The sequence below is a fragment of the Leifsonia sp. 2TAF2 genome (assembly GCF_052115085.1).
In the GTDB taxonomy this organism is placed as follows: Bacteria; Actinomycetota; Actinomycetes; order Actinomycetales; family Microbacteriaceae; genus Leifsonia.
Genome location: NZ_JBFRFY010000001.1, coordinates 1,200,508 through 1,217,592, shown reverse-complemented (window position 1 = coordinate 1,217,592; position 17,085 = coordinate 1,200,508). Strand labels below are relative to the sequence as shown.

Here is a 17,085-nt window from a genome sequence, read left to right as displayed (position 1 = left end):
GAACGCTAGCGGGCGTGGCCTCCGAGGGCCCGCGCGTCCTGCTTGCCGCTGACGTCCTTGCGGAGCTCCTTCGGCAGGGAGAACATGAGGTCCTCCTCCGCCGTCTTGACCTCCTGAACGTCCCGGTAGCCGGCGCCCGAGAGGTCGTCGAGGACCTCCTGCACGAGCACCTCGGGCACGGAGGCGCCGCTGGTAACGCCGACGGAGGCGACGCCGTCCAGCCACTCCTGCTTGATCTCGGTCGCGTAGTCGACGCGGTACGCGGCCTTCGCGCCGTACTCGAGCGCGACCTCGACGAGGCGCACCGAGTTGGACGAGTTGGCGGAGCCGACGACGATGACGAGGTCGGCCTGCTCGGCGACCTTCTTGATCGCGACCTGGCGGTTCTGGGTGGCGTAGCAGATGTCGTCGCTGGGGGGATCCTGCAAGTTCGGGAAGCGCTCGCGCAGGCGCCGAACCGTCTCCATGGTCTCGTCCACCGAGAGGGTGGTCTGCGTGAGCCAGACGACCTTGTCCGGGTCATCGACTACCACGGAGTCGACATCGTCCGGGCCGTTCACGAGGGTCACATGGTCGGGCGCCTCGCCCGCGGTCCCTTCGACCTCTTCGTGGCCGGCGTGGCCGATGAGCAGGATCTGGAAGTCGTCGCGTGCGAACCGCACCGCCTCGCGGTGCACCTTGGTCACCAGCGGGCAGGTCGCGTCGATCGCGCGCAAGCCGCGATCCGCGGCCGCGTTCACGACCGCCGGCGAGACGCCGTGCGCCGAGAACACGACGTGGGAGCCCTGCGGCACCTCATCCACTTCATCGACGAAGATCGCGCCCTGCTGCTCCAGCTCGGACACGACGTGGACGTTGTGGACGATCTGCTTCCGCACGTAGACGGGCGCGCCGTACAGGTCGAGGGCCTTCTCGACGGCCACGACGGCCCGGTCGACACCCGCGCAGTACCCGCGCGGAGCGGCGAGCAGGACCCGCTTATGTCCGACGACCGGGTTATCCTGAAGCCGTCGCCTCGCGCCGGGAATCCGCGGCATCGGGAGGCTGATGGTTGCGTCGCTCACCCTTCAATCCTAGGTGAGCACGCTGAACACGAAATGGGAGGCACGGCCTGTGAGCCAGACGGGTACCGCCCGGCCCTCGACGGGCACCGCCTCGCCCGTCACCATGCAGCCCGCTCCCCCGACCGTGGACGCGCCGTGGCCGGTCGCGCTCCTCAACAACAAGATCAAGGGATGGATCGATCGGCTCGGCACCGCGTGGGTGGAGGGCGAGATCACGCAGTGGGGCATCTCCGGCGGCAACGTCTACGGCAAGCTGAAGGACCTCGACGAGGACGCGACGATCAGTTTTACCATCTGGTCGTCGGTGAAGGCCCGCATCCCCACCGACCTCAAGCAGGGCGACCGGGTGGTCGCGGCGATCAAACCGAACTTCTGGGTCAAGGGCGGCACCCTGACCATGCAGGTCTACGACATGAAGCACGTGGGCCTCGGCGACCTGCTCGAGCGGCTGGAGCGCCTGCGACAGCAGCTCGCCGCTGAGGGCCTGTTCGGTCTGGACCGCAAGAAGCGCCTCCCGTTCCTCCCGCACACCATCGGCCTCATCACCGGCAAGGACTCGGACGCCGAGAAGGATGTGCTGCGCAACGCGCAGCTGCGCTGGCCGCAGGTGCGGTTCCGCGTCGTGCACGCCGCGGTGCAGGGCGACCGCACGGTCCCGGAGGTGATCTCGGCGATCCGGAAGCTGGATGCGGACCCCGAGGTCGAGGTGATCATCGTCGCCCGGGGCGGTGGCGACTTCCAGAACCTGCTCGGGTTCAGCGACGAGCGGCTGGTCCGCGCCGCCGCAGACGCCCTGACGCCGATCGTCAGCGCGATCGGGCACGAGGCCGACCGGCCGCTGCTGGACGACGTCGCCGACCTGCGCGCATCCACCCCGACGGACGCCGCGAAGCGCGTGGTGCCGGACGTCGCGGAGGAGCTCGCCCGCGTGCAGCAGGCGCGTGCGCGCCTCGGCACGCGGGTCACCCACCTCATCGCGCACGAGATCGACCGGATCGGGCACCTGCGCACGCGCCCGGTGCTCGCATCCCCGTCGTGGATCGTGGATGCGCGCGCCGAGGAGCTCACGCGGTACGTCGCGCGCGGCACGGAGCTGGTCGGCCGCTGCGTCGAGCGCGAGACGACGCGGGTCGCCGAACTGTGCGGCCAGCTGCGCGCGCTCTCCCCGCAGGGCACGCTCGACCGCGGCTATGCGATCGTCCAGACGGCCGCCGGTCACGTCGTCACCGACCCGGCGGAGTCGCCCGAGGGCACGGCGCTGCGGCTCACGGTCTCGGGCGGCTCCCTGGCCGCCACGGCCGGAACACCGCTGCCGTCGCCGGCCGGTCCGGCCGGTCCGGCTGGTCCGGCCAGTTCTCCACAGGCCCCAGCGGACCCCCAGCGGGGCAAATAGAATGGACGGCATGCCCACTCCCGAGACCTCCCCCGCCGGAGATCCGCTCAGCTCGCTCAGCTACGAAGAAGCGCGCGACGAGCTGATCCGCGTCGTCGGCGAACTCGAGCAGGGCGCTGCGACACTCGAGGAGTCGATCGCCCTGTGGGAGCGCGGCGAGGCCCTCGCGCGGCACTGCGAGGAGTGGCTGATCGGTGCGAAGGCGCGGCTCGACGCCGCCCGGGCCGGCGCCGGCGTAGGAGCCGCTGAGCGCGAATGAGCCCTCGCAGCAAGCCGCCCGCGGTCGTCGCGGAGCTCGGCCGCCCGGAGACGCCCGAGGAGACGGCGGCCCGCAAGGCCGAGAACTCGGCGAACCACCGCAGTCGTCAGACGATCAACAACCTCGTCTTCTCGCTTCTGGCGACCCTGGCGCTCGTCGCCGTCATCGTCCTCGTCGTGCCGCGCGGCAATCCGACGTCGACGACGCCCCCGGTCGACTACGCCTCCATCGCCCAGCAGGCGGAGGGCAGCGAGCCGGATGCACTACTCGTCCCCAAGCTGCCGTCGACCTGGAAGTCGAACAACGCCGAGCTGCGCACCAAGACCGCCGACAACGTCGATTCCTGGTACGTCGGTCTCATCACCCCCAAGCAGCAGTTCATCGGGATGACGCAGGGATTTGCGGCCAACGACAGCTGGGTGTCCCAGCAGGTCAACAAGTCGATGATCAAGGGCACGCGCGAGATCGACGGCGTCACGTGGGATGTCTACGACAACCGCACCTCCAGCGCGGACGACGGCAACGTCGAGTACGCCCTGGTCACGCAGTCCGGCGACAGTTCCGTCATCGTCTTCGGCACAGCGGACGACGGCGAGTTCCGCACGCTCGCGTCGTCGCTCGCCGATCAGATCCGCTCACTCGGAGGAGGAAAGTAGTGCCCACAACGCGCCCCGGAAAGATCTGGGCCTCGATGCTCGACGGCAACGCCCGCTTCGTGGCAGGTGAGCCGCAGCATCCCCATCAGGATGTGACCCGCCGCGAGTCGGTCGCGGAAGGCCAGGAGCCGACCGCCGCCATCTTCGGCTGCGCGGACTCCCGGCTCGCCGCGGAGATCATCTTCGACCTGGGGCTCGGTGACGCTTTCGTGGTCCGGAACGCCGGGCAGGTCGTCTCCGACTCGGTCGTCGGGTCGCTGGAGTACGCGGTCGCGGTGCTACATGTCCCGCTCATCCTGGTGCTCGGGCACGACAGCTGCGGCGCGGTGGCGTCGGCCATCGCCTCCCAGGCGGAGGGCGCCGAGCCGCTGCCCCCGCACATTGCCGACCTCATCGCGCCGATCCTCCCCGCCGTGCACCGCGTCACCGGAGCGGGCGCCGTCGACCCCGCGACGGTCGATGCCTCGGAGGTCGGGCGCGAACACCTGCGCGACACCGTGTCGGAGCTGCTCGCGCAGTCCGAGATCATCTCGTCCGCGGTCGCCGAGAACACTCTCGCGATCGTCGGCGCCAACTACCGGCTCGCGGAGGGCCGGGTCGTACCCGACGTCGTCGTCGGCCTGCGCGACTGACACGACCTCCGCCAACAGAAAGGAAAGACACACCGTGGTGGACACCCAGGCGGACGCCGAGTACCGCATCGAACACGACACGATGGGCGAGGTGCGCGTCCCCAAGTACGCGCTCTACAGCGCGCAGACCCAGCGCGCCGTCGAGAACTTCCCCATCTCGGGCTCGGTGCTCGAACCGGCCCAGATCGCCGCGCTCGCCCGCATCAAGAAGTCGGCAGCGCTGGCGAACGCCCGCCTCGGCGTGCTCGATCAGGACGTCGCCGAGGCGATCGCCTCGGCCGCCGACGAGGTCGCCGCGGGCGCCCACGACGCCGAGTTCCCGATCGATGTGTACCAGACCGGGTCGGGCACCTCCTCGAACATGAACATGAACGAGGTGCTGGCGACGCTCGCCTCCGAGCGCCTCGGCCGGCCCGTGCATCCCAACGACCACGTCAACGCGTCGCAGTCGTCCAACGACGTCTTCCCGACCTCGGTGCACATCGCCGTGACCGGCGCCCTGACCGACGACCTCATCCCGGCGCTCGACCACCTCGCGGTCGCGCTGGAGGAGAAGGCGGAGCTGTGGGCAGAGGCCGTCAAGAGCGGTCGCACGCACCTCATGGATGCCACGCCGGTCACCCTCGGGCAGGAGTTCGGCGGCTACGCCGCGCAGATCCGTTACGGCATCGAGCGCATCCGTGCCGCCCTCCCCCGCGTCGCCGAGGTGCCGCTCGGCGGCACGGCCGTCGGCACCGGCATCAACACCCCGCTCGGCTTCCCCCAGCTCGTCATCGAGCTGCTGACGGCCGAGACCGAGCTGCCGATCACCGAGGCGCGGAACCACTTCGAGGCGCAGGCCAACCGCGACGCGCTGGTCGAGGCGTCCGGCGCACTGCGCACCATCGCCGTCTCGCTGACGAAGATCTCCAACGACCTCCGCTGGATGGGCTCGGGCCCGAACACAGGCCTCGGCGAGCTGCACATCCCGGACCTTCAGCCGGGCTCGTCGATCATGCCCGGCAAGGTCAACCCGGTCATCCCGGAGGCCGTGCTGATGGTCGCCTCGCGCGTCATCGGGAACGACGCCACCATCGCCTGGAGCGGCGCATCGGGGCTCTTCGAGTTGAACGTCGCCATCCCGGTGATGGGCACCGCGCTGCTGGAGTCGATCCGCCTCCTCACGCAGGCGAGCCGCGTGCTCGCCGACAAGACGGTCCGTGGACTCGAGGCCAACCTCGAGCGTGCCCGCGCGTTTGCGGAGTCGAGCCCGTCGATCGTCACCCCGCTGAACCGCGTCATCGGCTACGAGGCGGCCGCCAAGGTCGCCAAGCACGCCGTCGCCCGGGGCATGACCGTGCGCGAGGCCGTCATCGACCTCGGCTTCGTGGACCGCGGCGAGGTCACCCTGGAGCAGCTCGACAGTGCGCTCGACGTCCTGTCGATGACCCACCCCGGCTGAGCGGATCGGAGCGTCCCCCGACCGCTTAAGCTCGGGGGATGCTCCGGTACGACGACGAACTGCCGCACCGACCGCGACGCGTGATCGTCGCGGGAGTCGCCGGGAGCGGCAAGACGACGCTCGCCGCCCGGATAGCCGTGATCACCGGCGGCCCGCACACGGAGATCGACGGCCTGTTCCACGGGCCGAACTGGCAGCCGCGACCGGAGTTCGTGGATGATGTGCTCGCCTTCACGTCCGCCCCGGAATGGACCACGGAGTGGCAGTACCGGCTCGCCCGAGATGCCCTCGCCGAGCGAGCCGACCTCCTGGTCTGGCTCGATCTCCCTTATGTCCGCGTGACCTTCCCGCGGGTGGTCCGGCGCACCCTCAGCCGACGCCTGCACCGGACGCGGCTGTGGAACGGCAATCAGGAGCCTCCGCTGCGCACGTTCTTCACCGATCCGGAGCACATCGTCCGCTGGTCGATTGCTAGTCGCCGTCTCTATCCCGAGCGCGTGGCCGCCGCTGAGCGCGAGCATCCCCAGCTCATCGTCGTCCGCCTCCGCTCGCCCCGCGAAGTAGACGCGTGGCTGACCGGCCCACTCGCCTCCGCCATCCTCTGATCCGCAGTCGAGTACGCAAAGACTGCACGCCGAAATCGGTTTCGGCGTGCAGTCTTCGCGTACTCGGTGGTGGCGAGGCGGCTAGGCGAGCTCGTTGGCCTCCAGCATCTCGGTGACGAGGGCGGCGATCGCCGAGCGCTCCGAGCGGGTCAGGGTGACGTGGGCGAAGAGCGGGTGGCCCTTCAGCGTCTCGATCACACTGGCCACGCCGTCGTGCCGGCCGACCCGGAGGTTGTCGCGCTGGGCGACGTCGTGGGTGAGCACCACGCGCGAGTTCTGGCCGACGCGGCTGAGGACCGTGAGGAGGACGTTGCGCTCCAGCGACTGCGCCTCGTCCACGATCACGAACGCGTCGTGCAGTGAGCGGCCACGGATGTGCGTCAGCGGCAGCACCTCCAGGATGCCGCGGTCAAGCACCTCGTCGAGCACGTTCTGCGACACCAGCGCGCCGAGCGTGTCGAATACCGCCTGACCCCACGGGTTCATCTTCTCGCTCGCGTCGCCGGGCAGGTAGCCGAGCTCCTGACCGCCGACCGCGTACAGCGGCCGGAACACCATGATCTTCTTGTGCTGCCGCCGCTCCAGCACAGCCTCGAGCCCGGCGCACAGCGCGAGCGCCGACTTTCCGGTTCCGGCGCGGCCGCCGAGTGAGAGGATGCCGATCTCCGGGTCGAGCAGCAGATCGATCGCGAGCCGCTGCTCCGCCGAACGGCCGTGCAGGCCGAAGACGTCGCGATCGCCGCGCACCAGCTTCACCTCGCCGTCCGCGACGACGCGGCCGAGAGCCGATCCGCGATCCGAGTGGATGACGAGCCCCGTGTTCACCGGAAGGCCCGCGGCCTGCTCGGTGCGCATCCACTCGTCTTCGTAGAGGGAGGCCATCTGGTCGCTGCCGAGGTCGATCTCCGCGAGCCCGGTCCAGCCGGAGTCGACGACCTGCTCGTGCCGGTACTCCTCCGCGGCCAGGCCGATGGAGGCGGCCTTGACGCGCAGCGGAAGGTCCTTCGAGACGACCGTGACAGCGAGACCGTCGTTGGACAGGTTCAGGGCGACCGCGAGGATGCGCGAGTCGTTGTCGCCGAGCTGCATCCCGCTCGGCAGGACGGACATGTTGGAGTGGTTCAGTTCCACCCGCAGTGAGCCGCCGTCACCGACGGGGATCGGGAAGTCGAGTCGCTCGTGCTGAACCCGCAGGTCGTCGAGGTTCCGCAGCGCCTGCCGCGCGAAGTAGCCGATCTCCGGATCGTTGCGCTTGCCCTCGAGCTCGCTGACGACGATGACCGGGATGACGACAGCATGTTCCGCGAACCGGAAGATGGCCTTCGGGTCGGACAGGAGGACGGACGTGTCGAGCACGTACGTGCGCTCTTCCGTCTTCGCCGCTCCGGGCGCCGAGCCGTTCGACCGGGTTGCTGCCTGTCGGGTTGTTGATTCCGCCACGACCACTCCCACCCCGCCGGTCCCTCAGGAGCCGGCGGATCTCACTGGCGAGTCGGCCGCTTGGGTTTCGAAACGAACTTACGTGGCCGTCTCGATCGGGCGCGGTGCCCGATGGCTTGAACCTACGCCCGGCCACGGACACGCCATCGTTGGGGGGCCGCGTGTCGTGTTTCGTTCAGGTGAACATTCGCCCCCAGTTCGGGGTTGCGATCAGTTCAGCGGGCGGTTCAGCTGACGGTGGCGTACGACGTGAACGCTCCGCGCAGCATGTCCAACGTCTCCTCGCCCGTCCCGGCGTGCACGCTGAGCCGCACCGAACTCGCCCGCACCGACGCCGTGACGCCGTGGTTGTGGAGGGATGCGCTCAGCGCGGTGAGCTGCTCGGGGAGCGGTTCGAGCACGACGATCCCGGCGCGCTCGGCGGGGCTCCGCGACGAGCCCACCGGCACCGCGAACTCGTCGGCGAGCTGGAGCACCTGCTCCACATTGTCCGCGACCGCGTCCGCGATCGCGTCCACCCCGACCGCGGCGACCTCCTCGAGCGCTGCGGCGAACCGCGCCTCCGCGACGAGGTCCGGGTTGGAGATCGAGAACGCGCGGGCCCCGCGGGCGGGCTCGAGCACCTCGTCCCACGGCTGCTCCGGGCCTGAGCCCGTCCAGCCGCTGAACACCGGCGTCAGGTGGTCGATCGCCCGCTCGCTGAGCGCGAGGAATCCTGTGCCCCAGCCGGCGCGCATCCACTTCTGGCCACCCGAGACGACGACGTCAGCCACCTCCCACGGGGCGTCGACCACGCCGAATCCCTGGATCGCGTCCACGATCAGGAGGCGATCCCCGATGACCTGCCGGATGCCGTCGATGTCCGCCAGATAGCCCGTGCGCGAATCCACCAGGCTCACCATGACGGCGGACGTGCTGTCGGTGACCTGCTCCCGGATGCGCGCGGGCGTCACCCGTCCGTGGTCGGTCTCGAGCCAGGTGGGTGTGATGACGCGCAGCGCCTGTGCGGCGCGCTGGGCGGCGTACGTGATCGACGGGAACTCGGCGAGCGACAGCAGCACATCGCCGCCGGTCAGGCCGAAGGCCGCATGCAGGAGACCGCTGGATGCGTTCGGCTGGAAGACGACCTGGTCGGCCGGGAAACGGGTCAGCGCGCTGACGGCGTCGCGCAGGCGCTCGTCCTCCGCCCGCATCCGCTCGATCGTGCCGTAGCGGGCCTTCGAGAGGATCTCGTACTGCCCGAACGTCTCCGCCCGCACCGCTGCGGACAGCGGGCCGACCCGCCCGTAGTCCAGGTAGCCGGGCTCTTCGCCGAATCCGCGGGCGTACTCCTCGAGCGTCGTCACGGTCCGATTCTCCCGTATGCCGCAGAGAGCGGGGAAATCAGCCGCCGAATCGGCGGTGCCGACGGGAGTAGTCGCGGACCGCACGCAGGAAGTCGACCTCACGCAGGTCCGGGCCCAGGGCCTCCACGAAGTAGAACTCGCTGTGGGCGCTCTGCCAGAGCATGAAGTCGCTCAGCCGCTGCTCCCCTGACGTTCGGATGACGAGGTCGGGATCGGGCTGACCGCCCGTGTAGAGGTGCTCGCCGATGAGGTCCGGCGTGAGGAGGTCGGCCAGGGTCTCGAGGCTCCCGCCGTCGGCGTGGTGGGCGGCGACGATGCTGCGCATCGCATCCGTGATCTCCTTGCGGCCGCCGTAGCCGACCGCGAGGTTGATGTGCATCCCGGTCTTCCCGGCCGTCCGCGCCTCGGCCTCGGCGAGCGCCTCGACCAGCCGAGGAGGCAGACCCGTCGCCGAGCCGACGTGCTTGACGCGCCAGTCGCGGTAGCGGGAGAGGTCGCCTGCGAGCTGCGCGATGATCTCGATCAGGTCGCCCAGCTCTCCGCTCTCGCGGTTGGTCAGGTTGTCGGACGACAGCAGGTAGAGCGTGACCACCTCGATCCCGAGCTCGTCGCACCACTCCAGGAACTCGCGCATCTTCGCGGCGCCCGCCCGGTGGCCGTGCGCAACGGTGGTGAGGCCGGCCTGCCGAGCCCAGCGACGGTTGCCGTCGATGATCATGGCGACGTGCTTCGGGAGGGCGTCGCGCTCGATGTCCCGGCGCAGACGTTTCTGGTACAGCCCGTAGAGCAGCCCGCTGGCCCCGGGCGATGCTCGTCTACTCACGCTGCTACGTTAGCGCGCCACGGCGACCCGTCTCACAGCATCCCGGCACCCGTCTTCCCCTACTCTTGATTCATGTCGCCCCGTAACACCCCGAACCCCGGCACGAGCGATCGCGACCGCGCCAACGAGGACGTCGGCGAACTCCTCGAGGAGCCTGCGGCGCAGCTGGATGCCTCCGACGCGGCCGTCCAGGCGGACGAGCGGGGCGGACCGGAGCTCCCCAACATCCCGCTGCTGGATGCGTCACCAGCGTTCCCCAGCGAGGTCAAGCCGACCTGGCGCGGCTGGATCCACGCCGGTACGTTCCCGGTCACCATCGTCCTCGGGATCGTGCTGATTTCGCTCGCCAACGGCGCCCCCGCCAAGTGGGCGTCGGCCGTCTTCGTGCTGACCTCGATGCTCTTGTTCGGCAACTCGGCGCTCTACCACCGCTTCAACTGGCAGCCGCGTACCAAGGTGGTGCTGAAGCGCATCGACCACGCCAACATCTTCCTGCTCATCGCCGGGACGTACACGCCGCTCGCGGTGCTCGCGCTGCCGCCGTCGAAGGGCATCCTGCTTCTGACTCTGGTCTGGGCTGGGGCGCTGATCGGCATCGGGTTCCGCGTCTTCTGGATCAACGCGCCGCGCTGGCTGTACGTGCCGATCTACGTCGCGCTCGGCTGGGCGGCGCTGATGTACATCGTCGACCTGCTGGATGCGAACGTCGCCATGATGGTGCTCGTGCTCGTCGGCGGCATCTTCTACACCGTGGGCGCAGTGATCTATGGGATGAAGCGGCCGAACCCGTTTCCGGGGAAGTTCGGGTTCCACGAGATCTTCCACACGCTGACGGTGCTGGCGTTCCTGTGCCACTGGACGGCGACGCTGCTCATCGCGATGCATCCTGCGTACAACGCGGGGTGACGGGGCGGTCCTGTATTCAGGACGTGGGGCCGGCTTGGTGCGGCGCCGTGGTCCTGTATTCAGGACATGGCGCGTTGTGTGTCCAGCCATGTCCTGAATACGGGACATAGCTGCACGTCGCCGCCTTGATGTCCTGAAAACAGGGCCCGTTCACGGGATCGGCGCCGCCCGCGCAACTGCTCCCGTATTCAGGAGATCGGGCGCAACTCGTGCAGCCATGTCGTGTATTCAGGACGTAGCTGCACGGGAGAGCGCCAGAGTCCTGAAAACAGGAGAGTCCTGAAAACAGGAGAGTCCTGAAACAGGAGAGTCCTGAAAACAGGACCGGCACCCGCCGCACTCACGTCGGCAGCGCCCGCCGACCGGTCACCTGCTTCATGACCAGGGTCGAGGACAGCTTGCGCACTCCGGGCAGCGCCCCGAGCGGACCGTCGAACAGCTCCTGGTACCCGGTGAGGTCTGCGGTCAGCACCCGCAGCATGTAGTCCGGGTCGCCGAAGAGCCGCTCGGCCTGCACGATGTTCGGGATGGCGAGCACGCCTTCCTCGAAAGCACCGACCGTCTCCGGATCGGTCCGGTCGATCGTCACGAACACGATCGCCTCGAAATCGAGCCCGACGGCCGCCGGCGACACCACGGCGCGGTACTGCTCGATCACACCAGCGTTCTCCAGCTCACGGACGCGCCGGTGGCAGGGCGACAGCGTGAGCCCCACCCGGGCAGCCAGGTCCGTGAGGCTCAGCCGGCCATCCTCCTGCAGTGCAGCAAGGATCTCCCGGTCAATCGCATCCATGAAGCAGATCCTTCCACAGAAACGGCGTGAACGCGCCGAACTCGCAAGCACTTGCGGTCCAAAACGCCATAGCTTTCCTGCAAAGGGAGGCACAGATGGATCCGGCACTGATCATGGGTTTCTGGGGCGTCGCGGCGCTGCTCGTCTGCACCCCGGGCGCCGACTGGGCGTACGCGGTCACCGCGGGCCTCGGCGGGCGGGCGCTGCTGCCGTCGATCGGCGGCATCCTGTTCGGGTACCTCCTGGTCGTCGTCGCGGTCGCCGTCGGGCTCGGTGCTCTGGTCGCCGCCAACCCCGTGCTGCTCGACGTGCTGACTGTCGGCGGCGCGCTGTACCTGCTGTGGATCGGCATCAACGGGCTCGTGCGGTCCGCCGGACCTCTCTCGGCGCACACCGCCGACGGAAGCGTCTCGCCGTTCGCGTCGTTCCTCCGCGGCGCCGGGGTCAGCGGCTTCAACCCGAAGGGCCTGCTGGTGCTCGTTGCCCTGGTCCCGCAGTTCACCACCACGACCACGGCTCACGGCGCGTGGGCGCCCGCGGCGCAGATGCTGCTCCTCGGCGGACTCTTCGTGGCGACCTGCGCCGTCGTCTACCTGACGGTCGCCGTGCTAGCGCGCCGGCTGCTCGCAGCAAGACCACGAGGCACCATCGTGCTGGCCCGCGTCTCCGCGATCGCGATGACGCTCATCGGGCTGGGACTACTCGTGGAGCGCGTCGCCCAGGCCTTCTGAGAAACGCCTTCGCAGCGTGCCGACCGTGAACCGGCTCAGCGGGCGGGAGACTCCGGCTCGTCCCGATCCTCGCCGGCCTGTTCCGCATCCAGCTTTTCGGCGATCTCCGCCCGGTACCGCACCCGGCGGATGCGACGGACCATGTCGAGCACGAGCAGGACCACGGCCACCGCGAGGAAGAAGGTGACGACGAAGCCGAGCACCCCCGGGGTGACGGAGTCATCGCTCGGCGCGCCCGACGGCGTCGGCGCGGGCGTCGCCGCCAGCCGGACGGAGAGGCGCAGGATGGCGTCCGCGATCACTCGGGCACCACGCCGGCGAAGAGGTCGGTCTCGGGCATCTCGGTCTCCACTTTCGAGTCGATGAGCTGGAACTCCTCCGTCGGCCACGCCTGGCGGAGGATGTCGTTGGGCCAGAAGAAGAACGCGCTGTCGGGCGCGACCTGGCTGGCATGCGACCGGAGGGCCGCATCCCGGACCTCCAGGACGTCGCCCACGGGGACGCGCGTGGTCACGACCGACGGCGCATCGTCCATCCACGAGCGCATCTGCGTGAGCTGCTCGAGGAGCGGCGACGACGGCTGGGCGGCGACCAGGGCCTCGTGCACAGCGCGGACGCGTTCGCCGTTGAAGATCCGGTCGTAGTACAGCTTCGAGACCTGCCACGGCGCGCCGAGCTCCGGGTAACGTGACGGGTCTGCGGCGGCACGGTACGCCTCCACACCGACCACATGGGCGCGGATGTGATCGGGATGCGGGTAGCCGCCGTTCTCGTCGTACGTGACGAGCACGTGCGGGCGGAACGAGCGGATGAGCTTCACGAGCGGCGCGACCGAGATCTCCAGCGGGATGGATGCGAACGAGTTCGGCGGCAGCGTACCGTCCTCCCGAGCCATGCCCGAGTCGACGTAGCCGAGCCAACGGTGCTGGATGCCGAGCACCGCCTGCGCCGCCGCCATCTCCCGACGGCGGAGGCCGGGGAGGTCGCGCGACGCCATGGCCAGCGCGTCGGGGGCAAGCCGCTCGTTGAGGACGTCGCCGCGCTCGCCGCCGGTGCAGCTGACCACCATGACCTCGTCGCCCCGGCGCACGTACGACGCGTACGTCCCGGCGCCTTTGCTGGACTCGTCATCGGGATGGGCGTGCACGGCCATCAGCCGGCGGGCGTCAGCATTCACAGCTTTCTCTCCTAGTCTGGTCTCAGCCTACCGTCGCCCGGCGGCAGGCCTCAGACGCGGGAGGCGGAGCTGGACGGCATGGCGGTGCACGCATGACGGCGACCCCGAACCTCGACACCCGCTACGGGCGTACCCGCGAACGCAAGCGCCGCGATCGCTGGCTGCTGATCGGCGGAGCGCTGGCCGTCGTCGCGATCGTCACCGCCTGGGTCTTCTGGGCGGGCTGGGACAACGACCAGGCCAACCTGGAGACGACCGACACCGCCTTCACCATCCCGGACGACCACCACGTCGACATCTCGTTCACGATCAACGCGCCGGTCGGAACGCCCGTGACGTGTGCGCTCCAGGCCCTCAACGAGGACTTCGCGATCGTCGGCTGGCGGATCGTCGAATACCCGGGATCGCCGTCGCGCGTCACCACCCACAGCGAGGCGATCCGAACGGTCATGAAGCCCAACACAGGTTTGATCAACACCTGCTGGCTGGCCTAGTATTGTCCGGATACGCCCCGGCATCGCCGGGGCGTCGGCTTTAGCACCGGTACCGAACCGGCCCTATCCACGGTGCTATTTCAACTGCGGCCACGGCCGCAGCGCAAAGGAGTTCATCATGTCTCAGGAGTCGCAGGTCAGTTTCTTGACCCAGGACGCGTACGACCGTCTGTCGGCCGAACTCGAAGAGCTCAGCGTCAACGGCCGCAACGAGATCGCGAAGCGCATCGAGGCGGCCCGCGAAGAGGGCGACCTCAAGGAGAACGGCGGCTACCACGCCGCGAAGGACGAGCAGGGCAAGATCGAGGCCCGCATCGTCCAGCTGACCAATCTGCTGCGCAGCGCCACTGTCGGCGCCGCGCCGGAGAGCCACGGAGTGGTCGAGCCCGGCACGGTCATCACCGCGACGATCGCCGGGGACGAGAGCGTGTTCCTGATCGGCAACCGCGAGATCGCGGCCGGCACCGACCTCCCCGTCTACAGCGAGCAGAGCCCGCTCGGCGCGGCCATCTTGGGCCTCAAGGTCGGCGACAAGACGGAGTACACGGCCCCGAACGGCCGCCAGATCGCCGTCGAGGTCACCAAGGTCGAGACCTACACCGGCTGACCCCTGCCCTTTCTGCCTCAAGCCAACAGCTCCTGAGTTTTTCCGCCTTCCGAAAGGAAATCGGCGAAAAACTCAGGAGCTGTTTGCGTAGAAGAGGAAGGGAAGGAGCGGGCTATTCGTCGTCGACGACGGGGTCGTAGCCGGCCGCGCGGAGCGCGTCGATGACGTAGCCACGGTGCTCCGTGCCCCGCGTCTCCACGCTGACGTCGAGCTCGACCTGGCTCAGCTGCATCCCGCGCCCGTGCCGGGTGTGCAGCACCTCCACCACGTTGGCATTGACGCCGGCGAGGATCTCGGCGATCCGTGCGAGCTGGCCCGGGCGGTCGGGAAGCATGATCCTGAGCTTGAGGTAGCGATCCGCCGCGGCAAGGCCCTGGCTGATCACGCGCTGCATCAGCAGCGGGTCGATGTTGCCCCCGGAGAGGATGGCGACGGTCGTTCCCTGCGCGTGCACCGCTCCGGCGAGGATGGCCGCCACCCCGGCCGCACCGGCCGGCTCCACGACGAGCTTCGCCCGTTCGAGCAGCACGACCATGGCGCGGGCGATGTCGTCCTCGGAGACGGTCACGACTTCGTCCACGGCGTCGCGGATGATCTGGAAGTTCAGGGCTCCCGGCCGGCTGACGGCGATGCCGTCCGCGATGGTGGCGACCAGCGAGATGTCCGTCGGCTCGCCCGCGGCGAGGGACGGCGGATAGGCGGCCGCGTTCGCCGCCTGGACGCCGATGACCCGCACGGACCGCCCGTCGGCGGCCGCGCGCTGCTTGACCGCGCTGGCGACGCCCGAGATGAGCCCGCCTCCGCCGATCGGGACGACGATGGTCTCGACGTCGGGTACCGCTTCGAGGATCTCGAGGCCCAGCGTGCCCTGACCGGCCACGACATCGGGATGGTCGAAGGGCGGGATGAGGACGGCCCCGGTCTCGGCCGCGAAGTCGGCGGCGGCGCGCAGCGTCTCGTCGACGTAACCGCCGCTCAGCACCACATCCGCCCCATACGCCCGCGTGGCCTGGAACTTCGGGATGGCGACGCCCACCGGCATGAAGATCGTCGCGTGGATGCCCAGTTCCCGCGCCGCGAACGCGACGCCCTGCGCGTGGTTGCCCGCCGACGCCGCCACGACTCCGCGGGCGCGCTCCTCGGCGTTCAGCTTGGACATCCGGTTGTAGGCGCCGCGGATCTTGTAGGAGCCCGTGCGCTGGAGGTTCTCGCACTTCAGGAGGACCGGCGCGCCGAGGAGGTCGGTCAGGAAGCGCGAGCTCTCCATCGGGGTCGGCTGCGCCACCCGGGCCACGATGGCGCGCGCAGCCTCGAACTCGTCCAGGCTCGGACCTGCGAACGGGGTGCGCGTGTGTTCGGTCGCGGTTGCCACGGGCTCAGCCTAGCGGCGGTCGTATTCTCCGGGCCGCATGGGGCCCGCGAAGAGGCGGCGACTCATGCCTTGCCCGGAGGCCGGCGGACGGCGCGCGGGACCGTCTCCCAGATGGCGCGGTCGGGCGCATCCTGCCACGGCGTCGGCGGCGAGCTGCGCCAGGCTCCGCCGGAGATGTAGTGCACCATGACGTTCAGCACGGCGACGAACGGCACCGCGAAGAGGGCGCCGGGGATACCGGCGAGCAGCGACCCGGCCGCCACGGCGAGCACCACGGCGAGCGGATGCACCTTCACCGCGCTGCCCATGATCAGCGGCTGGAGGATGTGGCCCTCGATCTGCTGCACCAGCAGCACCACCCCGAGCATGATCAGGGCGAAGACCCATCCCTTGAACACCAGTGCGATGAAGATGGCCAGGGCACCGGTCACCACGGCGCCGACGACCGGGATGAACGATCCGAGGAACACCAGGACCGCGATCGGGATCACGAGCGGCAGCCCGAGGAAGAACGCGCCGAGCCCGATGCCGAGCGCGTCGATGGAGGCCACGAGCACCTGCACCTTCGCGAAGTTCCGCAGGGTCACCCAGCCGGCCTGGCCCGCTCCATCGATCGCCGCGCGGGCGTTCTTCGGGAAGACGCGGACGATCCATCCCCAGATGCTCTTGCCGTCGATCAGGATGAAGATGGTGCTGAACAGCGTCAGCAGCGCGCCCGCGAAGACGTGGCCGAGCGTCGATCCGACCGACAGCGCACCCGAGAGGAAGACCTGGCCGTCCTGCTGGACGGACTTCCCGATCGAGGCGAACGCGCTGCTGATCTGGTCCTGGCTGAGTCCGAGCGGACCGGTGGTGAGCCACTGCTGGAGGCCGTTGAATGCGTCGACGGACTGCTTCTGCAATTCGCCGCTCTGTCTGGTCACCTGCCAGATCGCGAGGTAGAACAGGCCGCCGACGATGATGACGAGCGCGATCAGCACCGTCAGGATCGCCAGCCACTTGGGCCAGCGGTGCCGGATGAGGAAGTCCTTGAACGGGACCAGCAGCCCCGACAGCAGCACGGCGATGAGCACCGGGATGACGATCAGCTTGAGCTGGATGATGAGGAAGATGATCACGGCGATGACGGCGCCGATCACCAGCAGACGCCACGACCAGGCGCCCGCGAGGCGCATCCCCCGCGGAACCGCCTCGTCGATGGTTTCGGCGGGCTCGCCGAGCTCGCGACGGCGGCGCTGGAACCAGGAGCGCGCGGGCGCCTGGTTGGCCGACTCGGCGCCGGGCGCGGTGACGGGCGGCGGGACGGGGCGGTCGGTGTCGGACATGCGTGTCAGTGTAGGCCGCGG

At 69.3% G+C, this 17,085-nt stretch carries 19 protein-coding genes; 10 read left to right on the top strand and 9 right to left on the bottom strand.

From position 1 onward, the window contains the following. Window positions 1-5 precede the first annotated feature (5 nt). A complete protein-coding gene (locus AB4Z18_RS05855; RefSeq protein ID WP_441782980.1) occupies window positions 6-1,037 on the bottom strand; it encodes a 4-hydroxy-3-methylbut-2-enyl diphosphate reductase in 1,032 nt (343 codons plus the stop codon). A 130-nt stretch (window positions 1,038-1,167) separates the two neighbouring features. Here AB4Z18_RS05855 and xseA point away from each other — a divergent pair, with 130 nt between their 5' ends. From xseA to AB4Z18_RS05825, 6 genes are read left to right on the top strand one after another with little or no spacing between them, the layout of a single operon-like run. After that, on the top strand, window positions 1,168-2,457 hold the full coding sequence (gene xseA, locus AB4Z18_RS05850) for an exodeoxyribonuclease VII large subunit (protein WP_441782979.1): 1,290 nt from the start codon (window positions 1,168-1,170) through the stop codon (window positions 2,455-2,457). 10 nt (window positions 2,458-2,467) lie between these two features. Beyond that, complete coding sequence (locus AB4Z18_RS05845; RefSeq protein ID WP_441781750.1) at window positions 2,468-2,716, top strand: exodeoxyribonuclease VII small subunit; 249 nt, start codon at window positions 2,468-2,470, stop codon at window positions 2,714-2,716. Next, a complete protein-coding gene (locus tag AB4Z18_RS05840) occupies window positions 2,713-3,372 on the top strand; it encodes a DUF4245 domain-containing protein (RefSeq protein WP_441781749.1) in 660 nt (219 codons plus the stop codon). The genes AB4Z18_RS05845 and AB4Z18_RS05840 overlap by 4 nt, the downstream gene beginning before the upstream one ends. A 35-nt stretch (window positions 3,373-3,407) precedes the next feature. Beyond that, window positions 3,408-4,004, top strand: coding sequence for a carbonic anhydrase (locus tag AB4Z18_RS05835; RefSeq protein ID WP_441782978.1), 597 nt, complete (start codon window positions 3,408-3,410; stop codon window positions 4,002-4,004). Between the two features lie 34 nt (window positions 4,005-4,038). Continuing rightward, on the top strand, window positions 4,039-5,445 hold the full coding sequence (locus AB4Z18_RS05830; protein WP_441781748.1) for a class II fumarate hydratase: 1,407 nt from the start codon (window positions 4,039-4,041) through the stop codon (window positions 5,443-5,445). Window positions 5,446-5,483: 38 nt separating this feature from the next. After that, entirely contained in the window at window positions 5,484-6,050 is a 567-nt protein-coding gene (locus AB4Z18_RS05825) for an AAA family ATPase (RefSeq protein ID WP_441781747.1), read from the top strand. Between the two features lie 81 nt (window positions 6,051-6,131). Here AB4Z18_RS05825 and AB4Z18_RS05820 read toward each other — a convergent pair whose 3' ends face one another. The 3 genes from AB4Z18_RS05820 to AB4Z18_RS05810 form a co-directional block, all read right to left on the bottom strand. Continuing rightward, window positions 6,132-7,496: a PhoH family protein gene (locus tag AB4Z18_RS05820; RefSeq protein WP_441782977.1), complete on the bottom strand. Its 1,365-nt coding sequence runs from the start codon at window positions 7,494-7,496 to the stop codon at window positions 6,132-6,134. Between the two features lie 221 nt (window positions 7,497-7,717). Then, window positions 7,718-8,836 carry an aminotransferase class V-fold PLP-dependent enzyme gene (locus AB4Z18_RS05815; protein WP_441781746.1) on the bottom strand — a complete coding sequence of 373 codons (1,119 nt, stop codon included), beginning with the start codon at window positions 8,834-8,836 and terminating at the stop codon, window positions 7,718-7,720. A 37-nt stretch (window positions 8,837-8,873) separates the two neighbouring features. Further along, window positions 8,874-9,659 carry an isoprenyl transferase gene (locus tag AB4Z18_RS05810; RefSeq protein ID WP_441781745.1) on the bottom strand — a complete coding sequence of 262 codons (786 nt, stop codon included), beginning with the start codon at window positions 9,657-9,659 and terminating at the stop codon, window positions 8,874-8,876. 72 nt (window positions 9,660-9,731) lie between these two features. Between AB4Z18_RS05810 and trhA the strand changes: the two genes are divergently transcribed. After that, the gene (gene trhA, locus AB4Z18_RS05805) at window positions 9,732-10,565 is read left to right on the top strand and encodes a PAQR family membrane homeostasis protein TrhA (RefSeq protein WP_441781744.1); all 834 of its coding nucleotides are present in this window, start codon (window positions 9,732-9,734) and stop codon (window positions 10,563-10,565) included. Window positions 10,566-10,905: 340 nt separating this feature from the next. Here the strand turns inward: trhA and AB4Z18_RS05800 are convergent, their stop codons facing one another. Then, on the bottom strand, window positions 10,906-11,358 hold the full coding sequence (locus tag AB4Z18_RS05800) for an Lrp/AsnC family transcriptional regulator (RefSeq protein ID WP_441781743.1): 453 nt from the start codon (window positions 11,356-11,358) through the stop codon (window positions 10,906-10,908). Window positions 11,359-11,453: 95 nt separating this feature from the next. Between AB4Z18_RS05800 and AB4Z18_RS05795 the strand changes: the two genes are divergently transcribed. Further along, window positions 11,454-12,089, top strand: a complete 636-nt coding sequence (locus AB4Z18_RS05795; RefSeq protein WP_441781742.1) for a LysE family translocator — start codon at window positions 11,454-11,456, stop codon at window positions 12,087-12,089. Between the two features lie 35 nt (window positions 12,090-12,124). Here the strand turns inward: AB4Z18_RS05795 and AB4Z18_RS05790 are convergent, their stop codons facing one another. Continuing rightward, entirely contained in the window at window positions 12,125-12,391 is a 267-nt protein-coding gene (locus AB4Z18_RS05790) for a hypothetical protein (protein ID WP_441781741.1), read from the bottom strand. Continuing rightward, window positions 12,388-13,242, bottom strand: coding sequence for a mycothiol conjugate amidase Mca (gene mca, locus AB4Z18_RS05785; protein ID WP_441782976.1), 855 nt, complete (start codon window positions 13,240-13,242; stop codon window positions 12,388-12,390). Before mca ends, AB4Z18_RS05790 begins: the two co-directional genes overlap by 4 nt. A 116-nt stretch (window positions 13,243-13,358) precedes the next feature. Here mca and AB4Z18_RS05780 point away from each other — a divergent pair, with 116 nt between their 5' ends. Then, window positions 13,359-13,760, top strand: a complete 402-nt coding sequence (locus AB4Z18_RS05780; RefSeq protein WP_441781740.1) for a DUF4307 domain-containing protein — start codon at window positions 13,359-13,361, stop codon at window positions 13,758-13,760. Between the two features lie 118 nt (window positions 13,761-13,878). Continuing rightward, on the top strand, window positions 13,879-14,367 hold the full coding sequence (greA, locus tag AB4Z18_RS05775; protein ID WP_441781739.1) for a transcription elongation factor GreA: 489 nt from the start codon (window positions 13,879-13,881) through the stop codon (window positions 14,365-14,367). A gap of 112 nt (window positions 14,368-14,479) precedes the next feature. On the opposite strand, the gene ilvA is transcribed toward greA, so the two are convergent. Beyond that, complete coding sequence (ilvA, locus tag AB4Z18_RS05770; RefSeq protein WP_441781738.1) at window positions 14,480-15,739, bottom strand: threonine ammonia-lyase; 1,260 nt, start codon at window positions 15,737-15,739, stop codon at window positions 14,480-14,482. 62 nt (window positions 15,740-15,801) lie between these two features. After that, window positions 15,802-17,064: an AI-2E family transporter gene (locus AB4Z18_RS05765; RefSeq protein WP_441781737.1), complete on the bottom strand. Its 1,263-nt coding sequence runs from the start codon at window positions 17,062-17,064 to the stop codon at window positions 15,802-15,804. Between the last annotated feature and the right edge of the window lie 21 nt (window positions 17,065-17,085).